Here is a 24179-nt window from a genome sequence, read left to right on the forward strand (position 1 = left end):
CCGCCGCCCCCGTTGCATTGGAGTCCGACCATGAACGCCCCGACCCACATCCCCCCGCCCATCCCCGGCGAGCCCGAGCGCGCCTCGATGCGCACCGCCATCCCGGGGCCTGCGTCCGAGGCGCTCCGCGCCCGCCACCATCGCTACCAGGACGCGCGGCCGATCCACTTCTACCAGGACGCGCGCAAGAGCCTGGGCAACTACATGGTCGACGTGGACGGCAACGTGCTGCTCGACGTGTACGGGCACATCGCCGCCGTGCCCATCGGCTACAACCACCCGGACCTGCTCGCCGCGTGGCGCAGCGGCCGCTTCGACTGGTGCGCCGGCTACCGCTCCGCGCTCGGCGTCGCGCCCGCGCCGGAGTGGGTCGACCTCGTCGAGAAGACGCTGATGCGCGTCGCGCCGAAGGGGCACACGCGCGTCTTCACGTTCACGACCGGCGCGGAGGCGGTCGAGAACGCGCTCAAGGCCGCGTTCATCCGGCTCGCCCGGCGCCGGCGCGGCGGCGCGCAGCCGAGCGACGGCGACCTCGCCGCCGTCATGCTCAACCGGCAGCCCGGCGTGAACGCGTTCAAGGTGCTCTCCTTCGATGGCGGCTTCCACGGCCGCAGCATGGGCGCCCTCTCCGCGACGCGGAGCAAGCCGATCCACAAGCTCGACATCCCCGCGTTCGACTGGCCCGTCGCGCCGTTCCCCGCGAGCCATTTCCCCCTCGCCGCGCACGCCGAGCAGAACCGCGCCGCCGAGGCGCGCTCTCTCGAGGTGGTCGAGGCGGTGCTCGACGCCCACCCGGACGAGGTCGCCGCGGTCATCGTCGAGCCGATCCAGGGCGAGGGCGGCGACCGGCACGCGAGCCCGGCCTTCTTCCAGGCGCTCCGCCGCCTCACCGCGGAGCGCGGCGTCGCGCTCATCATCGACGAGGTGCAGACCTGCGGCGGCGGGACGGGCGCGCTCTGGGCGCACGAGGCGTGGGACCTGCCCGAGCCGCCGGACATGGTCACGTTCTCCAAGAAGATGCAGCTCGGCGGCTTCTATTGCCGCGAGGAGCTGGCGCCGATCGAGCCGCTGCGCGTCTTCAGCACCTGGCTCGGCGACCCGCTCCGCGGCGCGCAGCTCGAGGTGATCCTCGAGGTCATCGAGCGCGACCGGCTCCTCGAGAACACGCGGGCGACCGGCGAGCGCCTGGTCGCCGGCCTCGAGGACCTCTGCCGGCGCTACCCCGCGGTGCTCTCGGGCGCCCGGGGCAGCGGCACCTTCGCCGCTGTCGACTTCCCCCACGCCGCCCGGCGCGACGCGGCGCTCACCGCGCTCCGCAACCGCGGCCTCGAGGTGGGCGGCTCGGGCGACCGCACGCTCCGCTTCCGGCCGGCGCTGATCTTCGCCCCGCGCCACGTCGGCGAGGCGCTCGACCACCTCGAGTCGGTCTGCAAGTGACCTCGGACGCCGCCGGCTCGCCCCCGATCCGGGTGTTCCACACGCCGCGCTACTTCGCGGACATCGGCGAGCACGTGATGCCGATGCGCAAGTTCGCCCTCGTGCGCGAGGCGATCGAGCGGAGCGGCCTGCCCGCGCGCATCGAGGAGCCGGAGGCGGCCGGCGACGAGGACCTCCTGCGTGTCCACGCGCCCGGGTACGTCCAGGCGATCGCGACAGGCGAGCCCCGGGCGCTGGCCGAGTCGCAGAAGCTCCCGTGGTCGCCGGCGCTCGCCGGGGCGGTGCGCTTCACGAACGGCGGGTGCGTCGCCGCGGCCTTCGCGGCGCTCGAGGACGGCGTCGCGGGCAACCTCGCGAGCGGCTTCCACCACGCGCACGAGGGCCACGGCGAGGGCTTCTGCACCTTCAACGGCCTCGTCGTCGCGATGGAGCGCGCGCGCGTTGAGGGGCGCATCCGCCGCGCCCTGGTGGTCGACATGGACCTCCACTACGGCAACGGCACCGCGTCGCTGCTCGCGTCGCGCCCCTGGGCGTTCCAGCTCTCCATCTACGGCAGCTGGTACAAGCAGAACAGAGCGCACCGGGACGTCGAGGGCGAGCGCGCCCCGGACACCGAGAACTGCTGGTCCGTCCCGGTCCCGAACGGGAGCGGTGGCGCCGCCTACCTCGAGATCCTGGAGCGGCACCTCGGCCCGGCGCTCGACCGCGCCGCGCCCGACCTGATCCTGTACCAGGCCGGCGCGGACCCGTACCGCGAGGACCCGTACTCGCCGCTCGACCTGACGCACGACGATCTCTGCGCGCGCGACGAGATCGTGTTCCGGGCCGCGCTCGAGCGGGGCGTCCCGATCGCGTGGGTGCTCGCGGGTGGGTACACGCCCGACGTGAGCCGGGTGGTCGAGGTGCACCTCCGCACCTTCATCGCGGCGGTGCGGGCGAGGGAAGCGGCGGCGCGCCCGGGGTGACCTCGGCCGACCCGCGCCCCGCCAGGCAAGGTAGCATCGCGCGATGGCCGACCTGAACGACGCCGCCCGCCTGGCCGAGCTGCGCGGCGCCCTGCTGCGCGCCGACGCGGACGCCATCCTCGACGCCTGCGTGGTGCGGGCCGCCAAGCTGGCCCGGTCGCCCATCGCCGTGGTCAGCCTGCTCGTGCGCCATGTCCAGCTCCTGCGCGCGCAGCACGGGCTCCCCCTCGAGCTCGCCGTGAGCTGCGCGACGTCGAGGAGCAACTCCTTCTGCCAGCTCGTCGTGCTCGACGAGGTGCCGCTCATCGTCGACGACGCGCTGCGCGACGAGCGCGTCCCGAAGGAGCTCGTCGAGAGCTACGGCATCCGCGCGTACGCGGGCGTGCCGGTGCGCGCGCACGGGCACGTGCTCGGGGCGCTCTGCGTGCTCGACGTCGTCCCGCGCCGCTTCGACCAGCGCATCGTCGGCGCCCTCGAGCAGCTCGCCATCGACGTCTCCGGCCGGCTCTCGGCGCTCTCGCTGAGCGACGCCCCGCTGGCCAGCGCCGACGTGCAGGAGCGCCTCGTCCGCGTCGAGCAGGCCACCCGCGCCCTGGAGCGCGCGCTCCTCGCCCTCTCGCCCGTCATCGCCGCGGCGCAGGCGGCGACGGCGGGGCCGCGGGTCGACGCGGCGCGCGGGATCGACGCGTCGCACGCGTCGCGCGCGACGCACGTCACGCCGGCCAGCCTGCGCGCGGCCGTGTCGTGCTGGCGCGACATGGGCCCCGTCGCGGAGGAGCTCTGCGCGGAGGCCGCGGCCATCGCGAGCGCCTCGCCCTGCGGGGCGGCGTCCGGGCTCGCGGCGGAGGCCCGGGCGCTCGCGCGGAACCTGGCCGAGATCGGCCCGCTCGTCCGGCTCGCCGAGGGCGTGCTCGACGGGACGCTGGGAGAGGCCGCCGCGGCCAGGGGGCGGGCGCTCGTGCTGCGCGGCGCGCTCGACGCCCACGAGGCCGCCTCCGCCGCGGTGCGCCACATCCGCGCGGGCGCCCTGCGCGCGCGGGCCGCGACGGCCGGCCCCGGGCGCGACGGCGCCGCTCCGCCCGGGGCGGCGTGATCGGCGCGGCGCCGCGGGGGATCACCGCGGCGGCAGGGTCGACGGCGGCGCCGGCACCTCGCGGGTGACCTCGCCCGCGTCGGGCCCGTCAGCGAGCGGCTCCGAGCCCGGAGCGAGCGGCGTGCCCTCCCAGGTCGCGGCCTTGTCCCGGCTCCCGTAGACGAACGGCGGACGGGTCTCCAGCTCCCGGGCGATGCGGGCGAGCTCCTCGTCGAGGTGGCGCGGGTTCGCGAGCAGCTTCTCGCGGATGCCGCTGTTCTTCAGGTAACCGCGGATGTCGGGGCTGTCCGGATAGTACTTCGTGAACACGTTGTACCGGAAGAGCGGCTTCAGCCGGTGCAGATCCCTGGGCCCGGTCGGGAGCGGCAGGAGCTCGACGAAGCTCTTCCGCTTCGCCCGCTCCTCCAGCCGGTCGAGGACGAGCTGGAGGCTGTTCTCGAGCAGGTGCGGCGCGCAGTGATCCGCGAAGTCGTCGTACAGGAGCCGCATGAGCGCCCTCGCCTCGTCGATCGGCAGCTGCGCCTGCCGCTCGCGGCCCATGCGCCGCACGAGGACCATGAAGGGAGACGGCTGGTTGCCGGTCGCGCGGATCACCTCGGGATCGCGGAAGTCGGGCTGGCGGTAGGGGAAGTGGCGCGGGTTGATCGCGTCGAACCCGCCGCGGCCGTAGAACAGGATGCGCTGCCACGACAGGCGCTCTTCCGGCGTGAAGTACTCGACCTCGGCCGTGAGATCGACGTTCATCCCGAAGTACTTGCCCGGGGCCGAGGGCGCGGGGAGCGTGATCTTCCCCATCGCGTGGAGGTCGGTGAGGTACTGCATGGCGAGCTCGACCGGCGAGATGCGCAGCCAGTACGACAGCACCGTCCCGCGCGCCTCGGGGATCATGAAGATATGAGCGAGGTAGATGACGCAGAGGTCCGGAGCGTACGCCGGATTGATGAGCACGGTGCCGTCGCGGACGCCGCGCACCTTTCCGTCCGCGTCTCGCGCCACGAGCAGGAAGTAGCGCATGTACGTGCCCGACGGCTCGGGCGTGAACGGGTCGTCGCGGAGGAACGCCTCGATCGCCTCCCTGCGCTCCATCTCTCCATGAGGACCGAAGCAGTCCCAGAGGATCTGATACCCCGCGTCGAAGTCCGGGTCGGAAGGATCCTCGACGGACCAGATCTGGTATTTGCGGGTTTCGCGCTCGATCATCTCCACCACGTCCTGGTGGAAGAGATCCTTCATGCAGAGCCGGACACGTCGCTTCAAGCAGGGCTCCCGGGGTTCATGGTGCCAGAGGCGCATCCCTCTGATAGGTGATCATCGTGGCTCGCGCGGCGCTCGTTGACACGTACACGCAGACGCACACACACATCGATTCCGCGCGCTCCGTGTGGAGCGAGGCGGGCCCGGCCTATGAGCCCGTCCCTCCGCTGAGCGCGGACGCGACGGTCGACGTGGCCATCATCGGAGGAGGTTTCACCGGGATCTCCACCGCATACCATCTAATCCGACGATTTCCGAGCCTCCGCGTCATGATCCTCGAGGCGCGCCACCTCGCGAACGGCGCGAGCGGGCGCAACGGGGGGATGATGCTGAACTGGATCAACGGGGTTGGCTCTCGTGATCCGGAGCTCACGCGCCGCGTGTACGAGACGACGCGCGCGGGGATCGACGGCATCGTCGGGATGATCCGGGAGCACGACCTCCCTGTGCGCCACCGCCGCGACGGATGCATGGAAGTGCTCACCGACGCGCGCCGGGCCGAGGCGGCGCACGCGCGGGTGGAGCAGCTGGCCAGCTGGGGCATTTCGCTACAGTACCTGGACAGCGCGGCGCTCTCGAAGCGGCTCGCGGTCCAGGGCGCGGCCGGGGCCGTGCTGGACGCGACCGAGGGGCAGCTCAACGGGATCGACCTGCTGCGCGGCCTGCGCCCGCTGCTGCTCGCGTGGGGGGTCGCCCTCCACGAGGACACGCCGGTGCTCGGGATCCGGGAGGGGCGCACGATCGAGCTGACCACGCCGGGCGGCGTCGTCCGGGCCGCGGCCATCGTGCTCGCCACCAACGGCTACACGCCGCGCCTCGGCTACTTCAAGACCGGCATCTTCCCGCTGCACTCGCACGTGATCGCGACCGAGCCGCTCGACGCCGCGGCGCGCGCCGCGCTCGGCTGGGGGCAGGTCGCCGGCTTCAGCGACGACCGCGACCGGATCGCGTACGCCAGCATGACGCCGGCCGGTGAGCTCGTGTTCGGCGGGGGCAGCAACGCGGCGTATGCCTACCTCTATGGGAACAAGACCTCCTACCCGGGCACACCCGGGTCGGCCGGGCCGTCGTTCGAGGCCATCCGGCGCCGGCTCACCGGCTACTTCCCTGCGGCCGAGCGGCTGCGGCTCGCGCACCGCTGGACGGGCACCCTCGGCATCACGATGAGCCGGGTCTGCAGCATGGGGGTGCGCGGCGAGCACCGGAACGTGTACTACGCCCTCGGTTACAGCGGCCACGGCGTGACGCTCGCCAACCTCGCGGGCCGCGTGCTCTGCGACATCTATGCGGGCGACGGCGCGCGGTGGCGGGATCTGCCGTTCTACATGGCCCCCCTCCGGGGCGTCCCGCCCGAGCCGCTCCGCTGGCTCGGCTATCACGCGTACACCAAGCTGACGGGGCGCTCGCCGCGCCAGGCGGTGTAGCGCAGGGGGCCAGCCGAGCGGGCTTGCGTGGCCGGAGCGCGGGGCGCTATTCGATGCGGGGCCATGTTCTGCGCGCGCTGCCACCGGGAGTACGACGCGGGCCATCGGTTCTGCCCCTACGACGGCGCGGAGCTCACCGAGGGCCGGCGCGTCGACCTGTTCCGGTACAAGCCGACCCGGCTGCGCGGGACCCTCCTCGGCGAGCGCTACGAGGTGCGCGGCTACCTCGGCAAAGGGGCGATGGCGCGCGTCTACCTCGCGGTCGAGATCGAGACGGGCCAGCCGGTCGCGATCAAGGTCCTCGAGGAGTTCGCCGCGCGGGCGGAGCGGACGCGCGAGCGGTTCGTGCGCGAGGCGCAGAGCGCCGCGACGATCGGGCACCCGAACATCGTCCGGGTGCTCGACGCCGGCACGCGCTCGGAAGACGGCGCGCCCTACCTCGTGATGGAGTACCTCTTCGGCGAGTCGCTCGGCGACTGGCTCCGGCGCGAGCGCCGCATGGACGCGGACCTCGCCATCCCGGTGCTCTCCCAGGCCGCGTCCGGGCTCGCCGCCGCGCACCGGGCCGGGATCATCCACCGCGACGTGAAGCCGGACAACATCTACCTCGTGGGCCCGCAGGGCGATCCGTACGCGGTCAAGGTGCTCGATTTCGGCCTGGCGAAGATCCAGGCCGCCGACCTCATCACGGCGACCGGCACCGCCGTGGGCACCCTCGAGTACATGGCGCCCGAGCAGGTCGTGAGCGACCTGCCCGACGCCCGCACCGACGTCTACGGGCTCGGCGTCGTCATGTTCCGGGCCTTCACCGGGGAGCTCCCGTTCCCGCGCTCGGAGCAGTCGGAGCTCCTCGCCCGGCAGCTCGTGATCCCGCCGCCCCGCCCCTCGGAGAAGCGACGGAGCCTCGATCCGCTGCTCGAGTCCGTGATCCTGAAGGCGCTCCGGAAGAGCCCGAACAACCGCTATCCCTCGATGGAAGCGTTCCTCGAGGATCTCGAGCGGCTGGCCGGCGACCGGGACGGGCCGCTCTCGGCCGACGAGCCGCTGCGGGAGCCCGGCGACGTCTATCTCCCGCAGGGATCGTTTGCCAGGAACGCGGCGATCTACTTCTATAGGCGGCTCGGCATGGAAGCCCCACGCTTCGACTGAACCGACACCACCTCCCGCGGGCGCTTCCCGCCACCCAGGAGATCCGATTGCCATGGCCTACTCTGCTGCATTCCGATGCCTGACCGGTTGCCCCGGCAGCTACCCGCTGACGCAGCCCCTCTACCGCTGCCCCACCTGCGGCGGCCTGCTCGACGTCGCCCACAACATCGACGCGCTCCGCGATCGGAGCCCCGCGACGTGGATGAAGCTCTTCGACGAGCGCTACAAGCGCACGGTGTGGCCCTACGGCTCCGGGGTCTGGGGCAAGCGGGAGTGGGTCGCGCCCGAGGTCCCGGACGAGGCCATCGTGTCGATGGACGAGGGGGGCTCGAACCTGTTCTGGGCAGACCGCTACGGCCGCACGCTCGGGCTCGATGACGTCTGGGTGAAGCTCTGCGGCAACAGCCACACGGGGTCGTTCAAGGACCTCGGCATGACGGTGCTCGTCTCGGTGGTGAACAAGGCGATCCGCGAGGGCCTCGAGGTGCGCGCGATCGCGTGCGCGTCGACGGGGGACACCTCGGCGTCGCTCGCGGCGTACGGGGCGGCGGCCGGTTTGCCCGTGGTCGTGCTGCTGCCGCGGGGCAAGGTGTCGACGGCGCAGCTCGTCCAGCCGATCGCGTCGGGGGCGCTGGTCCTCTCGCTGGACACCGACTTCGACGGCTGCATGGCCATCGTGCAGCGCCTCTCGGCCGACGGCATCGTCTACCTGGCGAACTCGATGAACGCCCTGCGGCTCGAGGGCCAGAAGACCGTGGCCATCGAGATCGTGCAGCAGTTCGACTGGACGCTGCCCGACTGGGTCATCCTCCCGAGCGGCAACCTCGGCAACGCCTACGCCCTCTACGCGGGCTTCAAGATGCTGAAGGACCTCGGCCTGACGACGCGGTTCCCGCGCCTCTGCGTGGCGCAGGCGGCGCGGGCCAACCCGCTCTTCAAGGCGTGGTCCGAAGGGAAGAGCGAGGTCGTGCCGATGAAGGCGGGGGAGACCCTGGCGAGCGCGATCCAGATCGGCAACCCGGTGAGCGCGCCGAGGGCGATGCTGGCCCTCAAGGCGATGGACGGCGTCGCGGAGGAGGTGACCGAGGACGAGCTCTGCGACGCGGCGGCCCGCGCCGATCGCACCGGGATGTACACCTGCCCGCACACGGCGGTCGCCCTCGCCGCGCTGGAGAAGCTCGTGAAGAAGGGCCACGTGGGCAAGCGCCAGCGGGTCGTCGTGGTCTCGACCGCGAACGGCCTCAAGTTCACGGAGTTCAAGGTGAAATACCACGAGCGCGCGCTCGCGGACGTGACGAGCCGGCTCGCCAACCCGCCGGTCGAGCTGCCGCCCGACTACGACCGCGTCCTCGCCGCCCTCGACAGGCACGCCGCGCAGACCGGCAAGCGCTGACACGCCGACGAGATCGCGTCGCCGGCCGCTACCCGCGCGCTCTCGCGCGGCGCCGCCGGCGCCGTCCGCGCGCGTTCGCGGAGGTCATCGCGGAGGCGATGCCGTTCTGCAGGGTGTTGTGCGTGACGATGCCGCTCATGTCGACGCCGATCTCGACGAGCGTCCTGGCCACGTCGGGGCGCAGGCCCGTGATGATCACCTCCGAGCCGAGCAGGCGCACCGCCGCCGCGGCGCGCAAGAGCTCGTCGGCGCACGGGCCGTCGATCCGCGGCACGCCGGTGATGTCGAGGATCGCGACGCGCGCGCGGCGGGAGGCGACGCCGCGGACCAGCGTCTCCTGCACGCGGCGCGTCCGCTGGCTGTCGAGGGCGCCGACGAGCGGCATCACGACGATGTCGTCGCTGATCGGGATGAGCGGGGTCGACAGCGCCGCGAGGATCTCGTTCTGCGCTCGGAGGGCCTCTTCCCGGGCGCGCCGCGCCTCGGTCTCCGCGTCGGCGCGCTTTCGCTCCGTGATGTCCCGCACGATGACCACCGCCTCGGCCCGATCGCTGCCGGCGATCCGGACCTCGTAGTCGCGCGCGCCGCCCGCCAGCGGCTCCTGGTACTCGAAGACGTGCGTCGCCTCGTCGGCGAGCGCTCGCGCCACGAGGCCGGTGATCTGCTCGGCCACGTGGGCGGGGAACACGCTGGTGACGTGCCTGTGCAGGAGATCCTCGGCGCGGAGCGGCGGCCTCGGATCCCGGGAGGCCTTGACGTCCAGGCAGATGCCGTCGCTGCTGAGCCGGAGGATCGTGTCGGGGATGGCGTAGAGCAGCGCGCGGTTGTTCGCCTCGCTCCGGCGCAGGGCCGCCTCCACGCGCTTGCTGCCGATGAAGTGGCCGGCCTTGGCGGCGACGGCGAGCAGGACGTCGAGCAGCCCCGGATCGGGCGCGCGCGGCTCGGCGTCCATGAGCTCGAGCACGGCCGCGACCTGCGCGTCGGCGCGGACCGCGATGGGGAGCTCGACCGCGAAGCGGAGGCCGGCGCCGCGCGCCGCCTGCGCGCGCGGGTCGTCCGCCTCGGCGTCGAGGTCGCTGAACCAGGTGGGCTCCCCCTGGGCGAGCGCGCGGCCGGGCAGCCCGGCGTCGCGGGCGAACCGCGCGCCCCGGGTCGCCGCCTCGAGCGCCTTCGAGTCGTCGGGCGCGGCGCTCCAGGTGTGCTCGCAGCGCAGCCTGTCGCTCTCGTCGTCGCCGAGCCACAGGGCGGCGAACCGGAAGCCGAGCATCTCCCCGAGCGCGCCGAGCAGCGCCGGGACGCCCTCGGAGAGCGTCGTCGACTCGACCATGATCCTGGTCACGGTGTACTGCGCCGACACCTTGTAATTGGCCTCGGCGAGGGCGCGGCGCTGGTTCCACTTCTCGGTGAGCGCGAAGGCCATCTGGCGGACCTCGCTCGGGTCGAACGGCTTGGCGAGGATGAGGAGGTTGTCGGTCTGCCCGAACCGGGCGGCGATCTCCTCCCACGAGTCCTCCGAGTCCGCCGCGCAGAGGACCGCCTGGATGGCGCCGTCCTCCTTCCAGACGCGCGAGAGCGTCTCGACGCCGTCCCACCCCGGCATGCGCGCGTCCACGAACACGAGCGCGTACGGCGCGCCGCTCTGCAGCGCCTCGCGGACCTTCGCCAGCCCCTCCTCCCCGCGGGTCGCCGACGTGAGCTCGAACCTCGCCGGCCGCCGGGCGGACGGCTCGCGGAACAGCGTCGGCTGGGGGCCCGCGGAGGTCGAGCCCCCCGCCTCGGATCGGAGGATCCTGCGGAAATCCTCGTGGATGGCCTCGTCGTCGTCGATCAGTAAAATGCGCCGGTTCTGCTGCCAGCTGGGATCCCCCATCACCGAGTCCTTGGAGCGTGAGTCCGGGGCCTGGATCGTGGCGCGTCTTCGTCACACGAAGCTGCGCCCCGCTCTATTCAACGGGAGGCTTGCCCTCGCCGTCTACGGGCGGAGGCGACGGCGGCCGTGTGGGGGACTCGTCCTCGGTGGAGGGCGGGGGCGGAGGCGGGGGCATCGCAGGGGGCTCGTGCTCCTCGCCGTCCCTCGGGGCGGCCTCGGAGGCGCCGAGGGGCATGTTCACGCCGCCGGGCTTCCTCGTGGTCGTGGCCGGGCTCGCGCCCGGCGTGCCGCGGCCCCGCGCGGCGGGCGACTCGGCCGCGTGCGGGTCGAACCGGGGCCTCTTCAGCGGGCCGTGGACGTGCCAGCCGTAGAAGCCGTCCGCTCGCTTCGACCGCTTCATCTTGGGCTGCTGCATCTCGATCAGCCCGGGCACGCTCGACCCCGGCGCGCCGAGCAGCGATTTCGTGAGATCGCTCTTCGAGCGGTACGCGTCGGTGAACTTGAAGCGCACGTAGAGATCCGCCGTCGAGTTGTTCCACGGCTCGCGCATGGTGACCTTGCCGTCGCCGTCGAGCTCGAGATCCTGGCCGTTCGCGCTCATCTTCGTGACCTTGAGGACGCCGTCCTTCGCCTCCGCCGACAGGAGCAGCTCCCCCAGCTTGGCCTCCGGGAGCGCGATGAGCCCCTGGATCTTCGTCTTGCCGTCGCCGACCGAGACCTCCTTGGCCGAGACCTCGAGCGCGCCGTTCGCCTTGTTGAACTTGCCCTCGGGCGCGCTGAGATCGAGGTTCGCGCTCAGCGTGCCGGCGATCGGCAGGCCAAGGATGTCCCCGAGCGGGCCCACCTTGGCGAGCTCCACGTCCGAGACCTCGACGTGGACGTCGCCGCTCGATCGGCCCCACGGGACCACGCCCTCGATCTCGCCGCCGAACACGCTGGCCCAGAACGAGATCCGCATCCGCCCGACCAGGAGGGGCAGGATCTTCATCCGCGCGTGCGCCTCGTCGATCTCGATGACGCTCGGCTTCGGCGCGCTGTCCTTGGCGGCGTCGCCCGACGCGAAGGCCGCGGCGCCGCTCGGCCTGCTGCTCGTGCCGAGCTCGCCCGGCGGCAGGATGAGCCGCACGCCCTTCATCTCGACCCCCGTGAACCAGTACGAGTCGAGCTCGTCGATCTCGAGGCGCTGCGCCTGGCTCGGGCCCCGCTTCTGCTGCGTGCGGTCGAACTCGGCGATCAGCCGGTCCTTGAGCCGGTCGTAGGGGAACGTGAGGTAGCCGAAGAGCCCCAGGCAGAAGAGGTAAAAGAGCGGGTATACCGCCCATCTCGCGATCTTGATGAGCCGCGCCTTCATGGCTCCTGCTCCTCTTCCTCGGCCGCGGGCGCAGACGGCGCGGGGGTCGCCGGCTGGGGCTCGCCCTTCCGGTCGAACGCGGAGACGCCGAGCTCGACCTCGTAGGAGTCCGGCTCCCCGGCGCGCGGCTTGAGGTTCAGCTTCGTCACCGCGACCGGGTGGCCCGAGCTCTCGATGTGCTCGAGCATCTTGGCGAGCCCGAGCATCCCGATCCTGTGCATCTTCACCACCGTGATCCGCTCGGTGTACTTCTTGCCGTGCGGGACGTCGGGGCGATCCTGGGACTCGGCGGCGGTGAGCTGCTGCTGCTTCGCCGCGTCCTCGATGAAGCCGGCGAGCGCGGGCGCCGGCCGCGCGTAGCGCGCGAGCAGCGCGTCCTTCAGCGCCTTGCGCTCGCTGACCTTCCCCGAGGCCTCGTAGATCGACTGGAGCAGGTCGCGGATCTCCTGGTTCTCGGCGCGCTTGCTGGACGCGACGCTCGCGAGCCCGATCGGCACGAGCAAGAGGACGATCGCCGCGAGGAAGCCGAGGAGGATGGTGAGGAGCCGGCGCTCGCGCGGCTCCAGCTTGTCGAGTCGCTCGCGGAGCGTCATCGCGATCCCTCCGGCTTCTCCGGCGCGCCGGCCGAGGCGCTCTCCGCCGCGTCGGCGGCGCCGGTCTTCTTCTTCTTCGTCTTGTCCTCGCACTTGAGATCCAGCTCGAGGACGTACTTGTGCCTGCCCTCCGTGAACTGGCTCGTCCGGCCGACCTTCACGTCGCGGAAGCAGCGGTGCTCCTTCATGTGATCGGCGATGATCTGCGCGTCCGACACCGACGGGACGACGCCCTGGAGGGTCACGTGGCCGCGGTTCACGTCGAGCTCGAGCACGTCGTGCGTGATCTCCTTCGGCACGGCCTTCGAGAGCTGCACCATGACGTCGAAGGCGTCGACGCGGGGCATCGGGTCCTCGTCGGCCGCGCCGGGGCCCTGCTCGAGCAGCTCCCGGGCCTTCTGCGGGTCGCTCGTCTCCTCGCCGAGCACGTCGTGGGAGGCGGTCGCGAGCGAGGCGGCGAGCAGCTCCCGCTCCGCGTCGAGGGTGCGCAGCTCCGCGACGATGGAGAACCCGAAGCTCAGCGCGATGACGGTGCCGAGTCCGGCGAGGATCGGGATCTTCTCGCGCAGGAACGGGTAGCTGCGCTCGGCCTCGAGCGCGCCCTTCCGGAGGTTGAACCCCTTGGTCTTCGGCGTCAGCCCGAGCGCGAGCCCGAGCGCCTTGGCGAAGCGGGGCAGCGCCGCGGCCTGCTCGGGCGTGAGCCCCTCGATGCGAGGGGGCGGCAGCGGCAGGATCGTGAGGCCGAGCTGCGTCGACAGGAACATCTCCGCGCCCTGCGCGGCGGCGCCGCCGCCGACCAGGTAGAGCCCCGCGAGCGGCTCGCCGCCGAGGTTGCGCCACGCCGCGAGCGTCTGGCGGAGCTCGCGCGCGAGCGCCGGCGCGGTGCCGGGGAGGCCGGCCGTCCCGCGCGACAGCGTCCGGGCGAAGACCGGCTCGCCGCCGGAGACGATCACGATCTCGGACGTGAGGTAGTCGAGGTCGAGCAGGGCGATCGGCGCGCTGGCGGGCGACGGCGCGGCGAGCTCCGGCATCACCGCCTCGAGGTTGGCGAGCGCCACCGCGCCCAGCGCGACCCGCTCCGGCTCGAAGCCGAGCGCCTCCTTCACGACGGCGATGCGCTCGCGCACGTCGTCCGCGCGCGCGACGGCGGCGAAGACCGGCAGCGTCTCCACGCCGGGCGGCCGCTTCAGCAGGCGGTGGTCGAAGACCGCGTCTTCCATCTCGAACGGCACCGTGGCCTCGAGCTCGAAGCCGAGGATGTTCTCGACCTCCTTCTGCGCGGCCGCCGGCAGGTCGAGGCGGCGGTAGAACGATTTCTCCCCGGAGAGCGCGATCGCCGCGGCGTCGGGGCGGTGGAGCCCCACGGCGGCGCGGATGGCCTCGGCCTCGGAGACGGCGTCCGTGACGGCCGCCTCGCCGAGGGCCTCGACGAAGACCCTCCTGTACGTGGTGCGGATGAGCGCCGCCCGCACCACGGATTTTCCAGCATCTATCCCGAGCAGCCTGTGCATTTGCGCGCTTCTTCCCGGAGGGGTGTTCTATTCGATGCGATAGTAGATGATCGTCCCGGCAGGGTTCGATCGTACCTGTGTTTCGTACGTTTCCGGCGTCGGAGGGACGCCACCGCTGCCGCCGCCATTGCCGCCCTGGCCACCGCTGCCGCCACTTCCGCCGCTGCCGCCACTTCCGCCGCTGCCGCCCTGGCCGAGCGGCGTCGCCCCCGTGAGATCGACCACGGCATGGACGCGCACGCGCGTCTCCCGCTTGTTCCCCGGGACGACGCCATCGGCGTAGATGCTCAGGAAGTTGGTCCTGTTGCCGAGGGACCTCGTGACGTTCGGCCTGAACCGCACCGGTTCGACCCCCATCGCCCTGAACTGCTGCCCGAGCATCCCCCCGAGCGAGCTGCCCGCCCTCTGGGTCATCGCATCGACATAATCTCTCGGGGTGGGGAAGAGCAGCCCCCCGGTCATGCTCTGCACGAGCGACGCCACGGTGAGGAACGCCGTCTGCTGGTTCACGTCGGTGCAGAGCGTCGTCGTCGCGATATCCACGAAATCGGCGGTGCACGTCAGCCTGAGCAGCGTCAGCGCGTTCGCCGACGAGACGTTCACCCTCTGCCTCCGGTTGCCCCAGACGGTCAGGACCCGCTTGTCCGGGTTGCTCGGATCCGGGTCGACGAACGTCGCCCAGAAGTCGTCGTTCATGCCCCGGACCAGCCGCAGCTCGTCGACCGAGTCGAACGGGGCGTTCTTGCGCTGATACGGGAGGCCGACCGTCTGGTAGAAGCTGTCCTCGGCGCCGGTGGAGCTCGGGGCGTTCGGCGTCGCGTCGCAGGCGAACGTCTGGTCGCCGGGGTCGGCCCAGTCGATGAGCGCGCTGCAGATGGTCGCGCGGTCGGAGAACTGGCCGTCGCCGTCGCGCTCCTCGAAGAGCGTGTTGTACTGCGGGTCGCTCATCAGGCTGAGCAGCTGGTTCCCTATGGCGATCTGATCGGAGATGCCGCCCACGTCGTCGGCGGCGCGGTTGACGTTGATCTTCGAGTCCTCGTCGACGATCTTGAGCTCGAAGCGGCCGCCGCCGGTGAGCCCCAGGTTCTTGCCCGTCGCGCTGCCCTCGCCCGCGGCCTCGGGGGGCGGCGCCGCGCTGCCCTCGCCTGCGGCCCCGGCGAGCTGCGCGTTGAAGGGGCCGAGGAACATGTCGGTGAATTTCCAGACCGGCACCTGGAAATTCCCCCTGATCCCGACGATCGCGAGCATCGGCCCGATCGCCGTGCTGACGCTCCGCTCGGAGGCGATGAGCATCCGCGACAGGTTCACGGCGCTCTTCGCGTAGTACTCGGCCCGCAGCGCGTCGCGATCGGCGAGCGCCGCGGAGAGCTCGGTCGAGGTCTCCTCCTGGAGCTCGGTCAGGAACACGGTGAGCACCGTGATCGCGCCGAGCACCATGACCAGCGCCACGCCGCGCCGGTCGCGCCGCCTCCGGAGGCGGCGGAGGCCGCGCCCGCCCTGCATGGCGGGGGACGCGCGCTCCCTCTCGCTGCGGCGCCTCGGCCGGCTCATGGCGTCGAGTTCCCGAAGGCGATGGGGACCTGCATCGGGAGTGGCACCTTCGACTCGAACTTGATCGGCTCCCCGCCCGGCCCGCCCTTCAGGACCAGCGTCACCCACACCTGCGAGGGGAGCCGGTCGAGCTGCGCCGCCGGCTGCGTCGAGTCCCACGAGTCGACCCACTCCCCGGTGATCGGGTCGAGGTACTGCAGATTGAAGCTCTCGATGTCCTCGGCGAGCACGTTGACGACTCCGCCCCTCGTCGGCTCGGTGTCGATGGTCCTCGCTTCTCGCCGCACGAGATCGAGCCTGTCGCGCTCCGGGTCGCGCGCGCCGAAATAGCCGATCTCGCACTGATCGGACTCGTGCGCGTTCCGGAGGAGCCTCCGGTGCGCGAACGCGGTGAAATCGACGCGGTCGGCGGGGGACGAGTCGTCCCCCGCGAAGGCGGTGAGCCGCACGACGATGTTCTTGTCGGCCGGCTGGTGCCTGGACAGGAAGGCCGTCTGGAGCTCGCGCGAGATGCGGGCGATCGCCGCGCGGCCCTGGTGGTAGCGGTCGCCCATCCGCGCGATGCCCGAGCGCGCGCGGCTCATGCCGTCGAACGCGCCGTAGATGAGCGTCCCGATGAGCGCCAGGATGCCGACCGAGACGAGGACCTCGAGGAGGGTCACCGCGCGCGAGCGGCCGCGGCGCCTGCAGGGAGAGCTTGGACTTCGCGTCGCCACGGTCAACTCCCTCCTCCCTGACCGCCCGCGCCCTCGTCGGGCTGGCCCATCTGGGGGATCGTCACCCACTGCACGAGCTCGAACGCGTGCTCCCGGGACCCTTGCTTCCAGGTCAGCTTGACCGTCACCCGCCGCGCGCTCGCCTCGAAGATGGGCTGGAGCGTCGGCGCGAGCATGTCGACGAACGGCTGCAGGATCCCCGAGATCCCGCCGCCCGACTCGCCGCCCCCCGCGCCGCCGCCGACCAGCGACTGCGCGAGATCGTTGATGTCGCCGCTCGGGGCCGCGGTGCCGCTCGACTCGCCCGGCCTGCCGAGCGCCCCGAGCCCCTCGAGGTTGGTGTCGAGGTCCAGATCGCCGTACTTGGGCTCGGGCATCTCGGGCTTCTCGATGCGCCAGCTGCACTTGATGTTCGGCGACTCGTCGCCCTCGCAGCACGGCCCGCTGTCGGCCTCGTCGAGCGCCGGCAGGCCGTCCTTGGCGAGCCGCTCCTCGAGCTCGGTCATCTTGCAGCGCGCGAGCCCGTTCGCGAGGCTGAGGTTCCGCGCGTGCGCCGCGGCCGAGAAGGCGCCCGCCTGCGCGGAGAGGATCGCCGTCAGCCCGAGGCCGAGGATGGCGACCGCCACCATCACCTCGAGCAGGGTGAAGCCGCGGGCGCGCATCAGGGCCCCGTGTCCTCGCGCTCCGACGCCTCGGCGTCGTCGCGCGGCCTGGGCATGCTCGCCTTGCCCTTCCTGATGTCCGTCTTGCCGGTCAGCGGCGAGACGAGCACCGTCATCACCGCGTCCGCGGTCTCCCCGCTGCCCAGGCTGAGCTGGATCGCGGCGTGCTCGGTCTGGCCTCCGGGCCAGAAGTAGAGATACGCCCGCCCCTCCGTCACGGGCTCGTCCTGGTGTCCGGTCTCCACCTGGAGGAAGCGCACGCCGCTCGACAGCTCCTTGCCGGGCCTGTCCTTCTCGGGGTTGAAGCCGTACGCCTTCGCCGGCTCGAACGAGGGCCGCGGCGCGCGCGGCCCCTTCAGGATCGCCTCGGCCTCCGCCGTGGCCGCCTTCTCGGCCTCCGTCGCCGCGGCGGCGCCGCCGGCCCGATCGTTCCGCTCGACGAGCAGCTCACCCGCGGATTCCTCGAGCACGATCATCCGCTCCTCGAAATCGAAGACCAGCCGCACCGGCTTCGACTTCGCGTTCGCGTGGGCGTAGGCGACCCGGACGGCGCCCGCGAGCAGCGCCGCGCTGCGCTTCAGCCGCGCGCTCGTGACAGCGCCCATGCCGAGCATGACCGAGCCGCTGATGAGCGCGATCACCGTGACGGTGATCAGCACCTCGACCAGCGTGAGTCCCCTCGTGCGACGGCGTGCCATGGGCGCTCCTGCTCCCGCGCGGCGCTACATCTCCGCGATCTTGTTGAGATCCGACTGTTTCATGTCATCCCGGATGTCGTCCGGGGTGTTCTCTTTCCTGTCGTCGCCGGACGAGACGACATGGACGTCGTTGTTCTCGTCACACTTGATCTTGTAGGGCTGGCCCCAGGGATCGTCCGTCTTGTTGCCGTCGATCTGCTTCGCGCTGACCAGCGTCTGGATCGTCGGGCACCCTTCGCCGCCCGCCCCGAGCTGCTGGTACTGCTCGGCGGCGCTCTTGATGATCGTCGCCCCGGTATAGGCGCTCTTGACGCGCGACTGCTTCAGCTTCGGCCACACCACGAGCGTGGCGCCGCCGGCGATGATCGCCATGATCGTCACGACGATGAGCACCTCGACCAGGGTCACGCCCCGCGAGAGCTTCCGGCTCAGCCGTCGAATCCTTCTTGCGCTGCTTGCTCTGTTCGTCTCCATCTCTCACTCCACCCTGTCAAGGCCACCTATTTCGCCGTCCGGTCCGTCGCTCAGAAGATCGTATCCGTCCGGATCCTTCCTTCCGGGACAGGTGAGCCGGAGCGGCCTGCCCCACGCGTCGACCGGGTCGATCGCGAGGTATCCCTCGCGCTTCAGCTCTTCCAGGGAACCCGGGCACCGCCGCTCGTGATCGGCGCGGTACAGGGTGATCGCCCCGTGGACGACGGACAACGTAGCGCGGGTCGACCGAATTCCCACGAGGCGCCGCTCGCGCGCGCCGAGGAGCAGCAGGAGGACCACCATCGCGAGGCCCGCGGCGAAGGGCCTCACCCGCGCCATGCCGGTCCGCCGGAAGAGCCCGCCGCCGCGCTCCCAGGGGAAGAAGATCGTGCTCTCTCGCTTCCTGCGCCGCCCCATAGCCGCCTACCCGACGAAGCTCGACATCTGGATGAGCGGCATGAGGATGGATATCGCGATGAACGCGACCGCGCCGCCCATGATGACGATCATCAGCGGCTCGAGCAGGCTCGTGAGCACCTGGACGCGGGTCTCCACGGCGGAGTCGTAGGCATTGGCGACGTTCTCCAGCATCGCCTCCAGCTGCCCGCTCCTCTCGCCGATGGCGATCATGTGGGTGACGATCGGCGGGAACCGGCCGCTCCGCTTCAGCGGCTCGGCGATGCTCTGGCCCTCGCGGATCGACGCGATGGCGTCGATGATGACCTTCTCCAGGGCGGCGTTGCCGAGCACGCTCCGAACGATGTCCATCGCGCTGAGGAGCGCGACGCCCGACGACAGCAGGGTCGCGAGGGTCCGCGCGAAGCGCGCGATGGACAGCATCTGGATGAGCTTGCCGAAGATGGGCGCCTGCAGCACGAACGTGTCCCACGCGAGGCGGCCCTTCGGCGTCCGCACCCAGCGGCGGAACCCGTACACCGCGCCCACGAGCGCGAGGAGGACGAGCCACCAGTAGCTCGAGGCGAACGCCGACGTGCCGATGAGCGCCGCCGTGTACCAGGGCAGCGCCTGGTCCATGGAGGCGAAGATGCCGGTCACGTTCGGCACGACCGCGACCATGAGGACCGAGATGAGCCCGATGCCGATGAGCGCCATCAGCGCGGGGTAGGCGAGGGCGGCGGTCACCTTGCCGACGAGCTTCGCCTGGTTCTCCATGAAGACGGTCAGGCGGGTCAGCACGCCCTCGAGCGTGCCGGACGCCTCGCCGGCGCGCACCATGCTCACGTAGAGCGGCGGGAAGACCGAGGGGTGCGCCTCGAGGGCCTTGGCGAAGCTCGTGCCTTCGCGCACCTGCTCGCGCACCTGCGTGAGCACCCTCTTCAGCGACTCCTTCTCGACCTGCTCGATGAGCGCGTTGAGCGACTCGAAGAGCGGGATGCCGGCGCCGATGAGCGTCGCGAGCTGGCGGGTCGTCACGGCGACGTCCGACGTCGAGGGGCGGCCCGCGAAGGCGAAGATCTTGAGATCGCGCTTCGCCTTCGCCTTCGCGGCCTGCTCCTCGGTCGCGCCGGTGAGCATGATGCCGTCCTTGCGCAGGGCGGCCCGGAGGGCCTTCGCGTTCTCCGCGTCGCGGACCCCTTTGACCGGCTTGCCGGTGCCGACGAGGATGCCTCTGTATTCGAATACCGCCACGGCCTTCCCTACTCGTCGACGATGACGTCTTCCTGCGTCGCCGCGAGGACCTCCTCGACGGTGGTGATGCCCTTGAGCACCTTGCGCGCCCCGTCATCCCGGAGCGTATCCATCCCCTGGGAGATGGCGACCCGCTTGATGGTCTGCGCGTCCGCGCTCTTCAGGATGTGCGGACCCACGGCGTCATCGACGACCATCAGCTCGTAGATGCCCCGCCGGCCGATGAAGCCCTTCTGGTTGCAGGCGTCGCAGCCCCCGGGCTTGTAGAACACGGCCCGGTCGATGTCCTGACCGATGTAGCCGTATTTCTGTCCGTGCACGCTGTAGCGGACCGAGAGCTTCCGCCGCGCCTTCCAGGCGAGCCGGTCCTCGTCGAGGCCGAGCTGCTGGAGCTCGTAATCGGAGGGGCGGTAGGCGACCTTGCACGCCGGGCACAGCAGGCGCACGAGGCGCTGGGCGAGGATGCCGATCACGCTGCTCCGCACGAGGAACGGCTCGATCTCCATCTCGACGAGGCGGGTCACGGCGGCGGCCGCGTCGTTCGTGTGGAGGGTCGAGAGCACCAGGTGGCCGGTCAGCGACGCGTGGATGGCGATCTCGGCGGTCTCCTTGTCGCGGATCTCGCCGACCATGATCACGTCCGGATCCTGGCGGAGGAACGCGCGGAGCGCCGAGGCGAAGGTGAGCCCGATCCCGGGGTGGACGTGGATCTGGTGGATGCCGCCGATCTCGTACTCGACCGGGTCCTCGGCCGTGAGGATGTTGCGGCTGGGCTCGTTGATCCGGTTGAGGCAGGCGTAGAGCGTCGTCGTCTTGCCGCTGCCGGTCGGGCCCGTGACGAGGATGATGCCGTCCGGCCGCTGGATGAGCGCGTCCATGATGGCGTACTCGCGCGGCGCGAAGCCGAGGTCGTCGAGCCCGAGCAGGACCGACGCCTTGTGCAGGATGCGCATCACGATCCGCTCGAAGCCGCGGCTCGTCGGCACGGTCGAGACGCGGATGTCGACGCTCTTGCCCGCGATCTTCAGCGTGATGCGGCCGTCCTGCGGGAGCCGCTTCTCGGCGATGTTGAGCGCCGCCATGATCTTCACGCGGGCGATGATCGGCGCCATGAACTGCTTCGAGGCGCGCTTCGCGACGTAGAGCTCGCCGTCGATCCGGTAGCGGACGACGACGTCGCGCTCCTCGGGCTCGATGTGGATGTCGCTCGCCCGCTCGCGGACCGCCTGCGCGAAGAGGCCGTTGACCCAGGCGATGATCGGGGCGTCGTCGTCCGAGTCGATGATGTCGACGAGGTTGTCCTCCTCGAGCGCCGTGTCGCCCTCGAGCTTCGCGCCGCCGTCCTCCTTGCGCTCCCAGATGCGGTTGATCGCGTTCAGCACCGCGTCGGTCGTGGCGACCGCGATCTCGACGGGCTTGCCGAACAGCGCCCGCACGTCGTCGATCGCCGTCGTGTCGAGGGGGTCGGCGACGGCGCAGTAGACGACCCCGTCGTGCTCGGCGAGCGGCAGGATCTTGTGCTGCTTGGCGTAGGTGATCGGCACCCGGCTCGCGAGCTCGAGCGGCACCGCGTCGATGTCGATGCGCGGGAGGAGGCCGAGCTCGCACTCCTCCGCGAGCGCCTTGGCGATGCTCGCCTCGTCGGCGATGTTGGACGAGACGATGAGCTCCACGAGCGACTGACCGCGCTCGCGGACGGTGTCGTAGAGCGGCACGAGCCGCTCCGCGGGGACGACGCCCCGCCGGACCAGGATCTCGCCGAGGTACTGCTGCTGCAGGCTCATTCCACGCGCTCCATCTGCCGTCCGCCCGGCGGCCGCCGCGTGGGCCGCGACGGCGGGGCGCCGTTCGGCGGCGGCGGCAGCTGGGCCGGCTCGCCCTCCATGTCGGCCGCGCCGGGCTGCATCGACGCGGCGCCGGTCGGCCTGCCGCCGAACGTCGGCAGGCCGACCGGATCCACCGGCGCGTGCTCGCGCGGCCCCTTCGGGCGCGCCTCCTCCTCGAGGCGCGCCCGCTCCTCCTCGGCCAGCATCGACTGGCGGATGTCCTCGAGGAGCCCGTTCGCGCGGCCGAAGTCGCGCGGCGGCTCCCACGCGGCGCTCTCGCTGAAGACGAAGTAGCGGTCGATGAACTCCTGCCGCTCCTGCATCTTGCGCTCGAAGATGGTCCGGAGGTCGTCCTGATCGCGGATCACGTAGGGCGTCAGCACGAGGAGGAGGTTCGTCTTCGTCTTGGTCTTGACCCGCTGCCGGAAGAGGAACCCGAGCACCGGGATGTCGCCCAGCACGGGGATCTTCGTCTCCGAGGTGGTCATCCCGTCGCGCATGAGGCCGCCGATCACGACGGTCTGCTGGTCCCGGACGACGAGCGTGGTGCTCGCGGTGCGCTTGTTGATGGGGATCGCCCCGAGCGCGCCCTCGAGGGGGGCGCCGGCGTCGGAGATCTCCTCGGAGAGCTCCAGCCGCACCTGGTCCGAGTCGTTGACGTGGGGGACGACCTTGATCTTCGTGCCGACGTCCTGGCGCGCGGCGGTGCCGCCGACGCCGCCGAGGCCGCCGAGCAGGCCGGCGAGCCCGCCGAGCCCGCCCGCCGCGGCGCCCGCGCCGCCGGCCAGGCTCGCGAGCTGGTTGAGCCCGCCGCCGCCCACGTTGGTCTGGAGCGGGATGTTCTGGCCGATCGAGATCTCGGCCGGCACGTTGTCGGTCGCGAGGATGTGCGGCGTCGCGAGGACGTTGGAGTCGCCGTCCTGGGCCAGCGCGTGGAGGACGACGCCGAACGCGGGGATCGAGATGCCCGTCCCGAGGATGTTGTTCGAGCCCGTGATCGCGGGGCCCTTGATGCCCAGCGCGAGCGCGCCGAGCTGCGCCGGCAGGCCGATGACGGACTGGCGGATGTTGTTGCCGCCGTAGACGACGCTGTCGTTCGGGTCGAGGCCGTCGAACGGCGCGCCGGCGTGGTAGCCGATGCCGAAGTCGAGCGAGCGGCTGACGTTCACGTCCATGATCACGGCCTCGATGAACACCTGCCGCCGGGGCTCGTCGAGCTGGTCGATCACGGTGCGCAGCTGGGCGTAATCGTGGGGCGACGACGTGATGAGGAGCTTGTTGCTCGCCTCGTCGCAGGTGACCTTGACCTGCCCCTCGAAGATGTCGTCGGTCGAGCCCGGCACCGGGGGGGCGGCGCGCGCGCCCGGCCTGCCGCCCACGGGCGCGCCGCCGCCGGTCCCGCCGAGGATCTGGTTCAGCGTCGCCGACAGCTCCTTGCAGCCGGCGTGCTGGAGCGAGAGCACGTGGACCTGCCCCTCGCCCGTCTGCGGCACGTCGAGGCGCTTCAGGATGCCGAGGACGCGCAGGTAGTCCGGCTCGGTGGCGGTGATGACGAGGGAGTTGGTCCTGTCGTCCGCGATGATGCGGGCGCTGGTGCCGCCGGCGCCGCCCCTGCCGGGCCTGCCGCCGCCCGCCGCGCCCCTGCTCGGGTCGACGATCTCGTTCAGCTTGGTCGCGACCTCCGCCGCGGAGCCGTAATGAACGGGCTGCACCCAGAGCTGATCGCCGGCGCCGCCGACGTCGATCTCCTCGACGATCCGGAGCATGCGCTGGATGTTCGTCCCGGTGTCCGTGATGATGAGCAGGTTGCCGGGCGGGTAGACGGTGACGTCGCCGTCCTTCGATTTGAACTTGCTCAGGACGCCGCCCGCCTCGTTGGCGTCGATATGGGACAGCCGGTACATGCGGGTGACGAACCGGTCCTCCGCGGGCACGGGCGCGGCGGTCCCGAACACGGGCGTCGTCTCGGACACCGCGCCCGGCGTCTCCACGATCTTGAGGAAGCGGCCGTGGGGGATGACGGTGAGATCGTTCGACGCGAGGATCGACAGGAACGCGCTGTACGCCTCGGCGACGGTCACCTTCTCCGGCGCGTACACCGTGGCCTTGATCTGCCGGAGCTTGCCGCCGTAGATGAAGCGGCGCCCCGTGATGTTGCTGATGGCCTTCACGAGCTCGGGGAGGTCGGCCTCGTCGAGGTTGAAGCTGACCTTGTAGCCGCCGGGCTTCGGCTTGAACTCGATCTCCTGGACCCCTTGCTTGACCGCGGCGAGCGGGTCGTCCCCGGCGTCGCCCGGCGCGGCTGCGCCCGGCGCGCCGGCCGGCGGAGCGCCTGCGGCCGGCGCGCCCGGCGCGGGGCGGGCGGGCGGCGGGACCTGGCCGGGGGTCCGCAGCACGGGGGCGCCGCGGTTCGCGGGCTGCGCTGCGGCGGGCGGCGCCGCGGCGGCGAGCACGAGCGCCGCCACCGGCGCGGCGAGGAGCCTCCTCCGGAGGCAGCAGGATCGCTCGAGGGTCGTCATCACCATCAGTCGACTCGATATTCTCTGCGTTGGTGGGTAGGGG

Annotated in this window: 20 protein-coding genes; 6 read left to right on the forward strand and 14 right to left on the reverse strand. The window is 71.6% G+C overall.

Going from position 1 to position 24179, the window contains the following annotated elements; translation table 11 throughout:
* Nucleotides 1-30 precede the first annotated feature (30 nt).
* Genes WMF27_RS46280 through WMF27_RS46290 form a run of 3 tightly spaced genes read left to right on the forward strand, consistent with a single transcriptional unit; the run spans nt 31 to nt 3495 of the window.
* On the forward strand, nt 31-1437 hold the full coding sequence (locus WMF27_RS46280; RefSeq protein WP_437762484.1) for an aminotransferase class III-fold pyridoxal phosphate-dependent enzyme: 1407 nt from the start codon (nt 31-33) through the stop codon (nt 1435-1437).
* On the forward strand, nt 1434-2402 hold the full coding sequence (locus WMF27_RS46285; protein ID WP_437762483.1) for a histone deacetylase family protein: 969 nt from the start codon (nt 1434-1436) through the stop codon (nt 2400-2402). The genes WMF27_RS46280 and WMF27_RS46285 overlap by 4 nt, the downstream gene beginning before the upstream one ends.
* A 43-nt stretch (nt 2403-2445) precedes the next feature.
* A complete protein-coding gene (locus tag WMF27_RS46290; RefSeq protein ID WP_437762482.1) occupies nt 2446-3495 on the forward strand; it encodes a GAF domain-containing protein in 1050 nt (349 codons plus the stop codon).
* Nucleotides 3496-3516: 21 nt separating this feature from the next.
* On the opposite strand, the gene WMF27_RS46295 is transcribed toward WMF27_RS46290, so the two are convergent.
* Nucleotides 3517-4752 (reverse strand): hypothetical protein, encoded by a 1236-nt coding sequence (locus WMF27_RS46295; RefSeq protein ID WP_437762481.1) that lies wholly within the window; start codon nt 4750-4752, stop codon nt 3517-3519.
* A gap of 56 nt (nt 4753-4808) precedes the next feature.
* Between WMF27_RS46295 and WMF27_RS46300 the strand changes: the two genes are divergently transcribed.
* The 3 genes from WMF27_RS46300 to thrC all read left to right on the forward strand — a co-directional run bounded on the left by WMF27_RS46300 (nt 4809) and on the right by thrC (nt 8715).
* Nucleotides 4809-6173, forward strand: a complete 1365-nt coding sequence (locus WMF27_RS46300) for an NAD(P)/FAD-dependent oxidoreductase (RefSeq protein WP_437762480.1) — start codon at nt 4809-4811, stop codon at nt 6171-6173.
* 63 nt (nt 6174-6236) lie between these two features.
* Nucleotides 6237-7322, forward strand: coding sequence for a serine/threonine-protein kinase (locus WMF27_RS46305; RefSeq protein WP_437762479.1), 1086 nt, complete (start codon nt 6237-6239; stop codon nt 7320-7322).
* Between the two features lie 52 nt (nt 7323-7374).
* A complete protein-coding gene (gene thrC, locus WMF27_RS46310; protein WP_437762478.1) occupies nt 7375-8715 on the forward strand; it encodes a threonine synthase in 1341 nt (446 codons plus the stop codon).
* Nucleotides 8716-8743: 28 nt separating this feature from the next.
* Here the strand turns inward: thrC and WMF27_RS46315 are convergent, their stop codons facing one another.
* From WMF27_RS46315 to gspD, 13 genes are all read right to left on the reverse strand, one after another.
* A complete protein-coding gene (locus WMF27_RS46315) occupies nt 8744-10585 on the reverse strand; it encodes a GAF domain-containing protein (RefSeq protein ID WP_437762477.1) in 1842 nt (613 codons plus the stop codon).
* Nucleotides 10586-10658: 73 nt separating this feature from the next.
* A complete protein-coding gene (gene gspN / locus WMF27_RS46320; protein ID WP_437762476.1) occupies nt 10659-11936 on the reverse strand; it encodes a type II secretion system protein GspN in 1278 nt (425 codons plus the stop codon).
* Nucleotides 11933-12529: a hypothetical protein gene (locus tag WMF27_RS46325; RefSeq protein ID WP_437762475.1), complete on the reverse strand. Its 597-nt coding sequence runs from the start codon at nt 12527-12529 to the stop codon at nt 11933-11935. The genes gspN and WMF27_RS46325 overlap by 4 nt, the downstream gene beginning before the upstream one ends.
* Nucleotides 12526-14040 carry a type IV pilus biogenesis protein PilM gene (gene pilM, locus WMF27_RS46330; RefSeq protein ID WP_437762474.1) on the reverse strand — a complete coding sequence of 505 codons (1515 nt, stop codon included), beginning with the start codon at nt 14038-14040 and terminating at the stop codon, nt 12526-12528. Before pilM ends, WMF27_RS46325 begins: the two co-directional genes overlap by 4 nt.
* Nucleotides 14041-14067: 27 nt before the next feature.
* Complete coding sequence (locus WMF27_RS46335) at nt 14068-15591, reverse strand: general secretion pathway protein GspK (protein ID WP_437762473.1); 1524 nt, start codon at nt 15589-15591, stop codon at nt 14068-14070.
* Complete coding sequence (locus tag WMF27_RS46340) at nt 15588-16253, reverse strand: type II secretion system protein GspJ (protein ID WP_437762472.1); 666 nt, start codon at nt 16251-16253, stop codon at nt 15588-15590. The genes WMF27_RS46335 and WMF27_RS46340 overlap by 4 nt, the downstream gene beginning before the upstream one ends.
* 56 nt (nt 16254-16309) lie before the next feature.
* A complete protein-coding gene (locus WMF27_RS46345) occupies nt 16310-16969 on the reverse strand; it encodes a type IV pilus modification PilV family protein (protein WP_437762471.1) in 660 nt (219 codons plus the stop codon).
* Nucleotides 16969-17667 (reverse strand): pilus assembly FimT family protein, encoded by a 699-nt coding sequence (locus tag WMF27_RS46350; protein ID WP_437762470.1) that lies wholly within the window; start codon nt 17665-17667, stop codon nt 16969-16971. The genes WMF27_RS46345 and WMF27_RS46350 overlap by 1 nt, the downstream gene beginning before the upstream one ends.
* 24 nt (nt 17668-17691) lie before the next feature.
* A complete protein-coding gene (locus WMF27_RS46355) occupies nt 17692-18141 on the reverse strand; it encodes a type II secretion system protein (RefSeq protein ID WP_437762469.1) in 450 nt (149 codons plus the stop codon).
* Between the two features lie 3 nt (nt 18142-18144).
* Nucleotides 18145-18558, reverse strand: coding sequence for a type II secretion system protein GspG (locus WMF27_RS46360; protein WP_437762468.1), 414 nt, complete (start codon nt 18556-18558; stop codon nt 18145-18147).
* 6 nt (nt 18559-18564) lie between these two features.
* Nucleotides 18565-19791, reverse strand: coding sequence for a type II secretion system inner membrane protein GspF (gene gspF / locus WMF27_RS46365; RefSeq protein ID WP_437762467.1), 1227 nt, complete (start codon nt 19789-19791; stop codon nt 18565-18567).
* An 8-nt stretch (nt 19792-19799) separates the two neighbouring features.
* Nucleotides 19800-21575, reverse strand: a complete 1776-nt coding sequence (gene gspE / locus WMF27_RS46370; RefSeq protein ID WP_437762466.1) for a type II secretion system ATPase GspE — start codon at nt 21573-21575, stop codon at nt 19800-19802.
* On the reverse strand, nt 21572-24142 hold the full coding sequence (gspD, locus tag WMF27_RS46375; protein ID WP_437762465.1) for a type II secretion system secretin GspD: 2571 nt from the start codon (nt 24140-24142) through the stop codon (nt 21572-21574). Before gspD ends, gspE begins: the two co-directional genes overlap by 4 nt.
* Between the last annotated feature and the right edge of the window lie 37 nt (nt 24143-24179).

This window comes from Sorangium sp. So ce281, from assembly GCF_051527395.1.
GTDB classification, from domain to species: Bacteria; Myxococcota_A; Polyangia; order Polyangiales; family Polyangiaceae; genus Sorangium; species Sorangium cellulosum_B.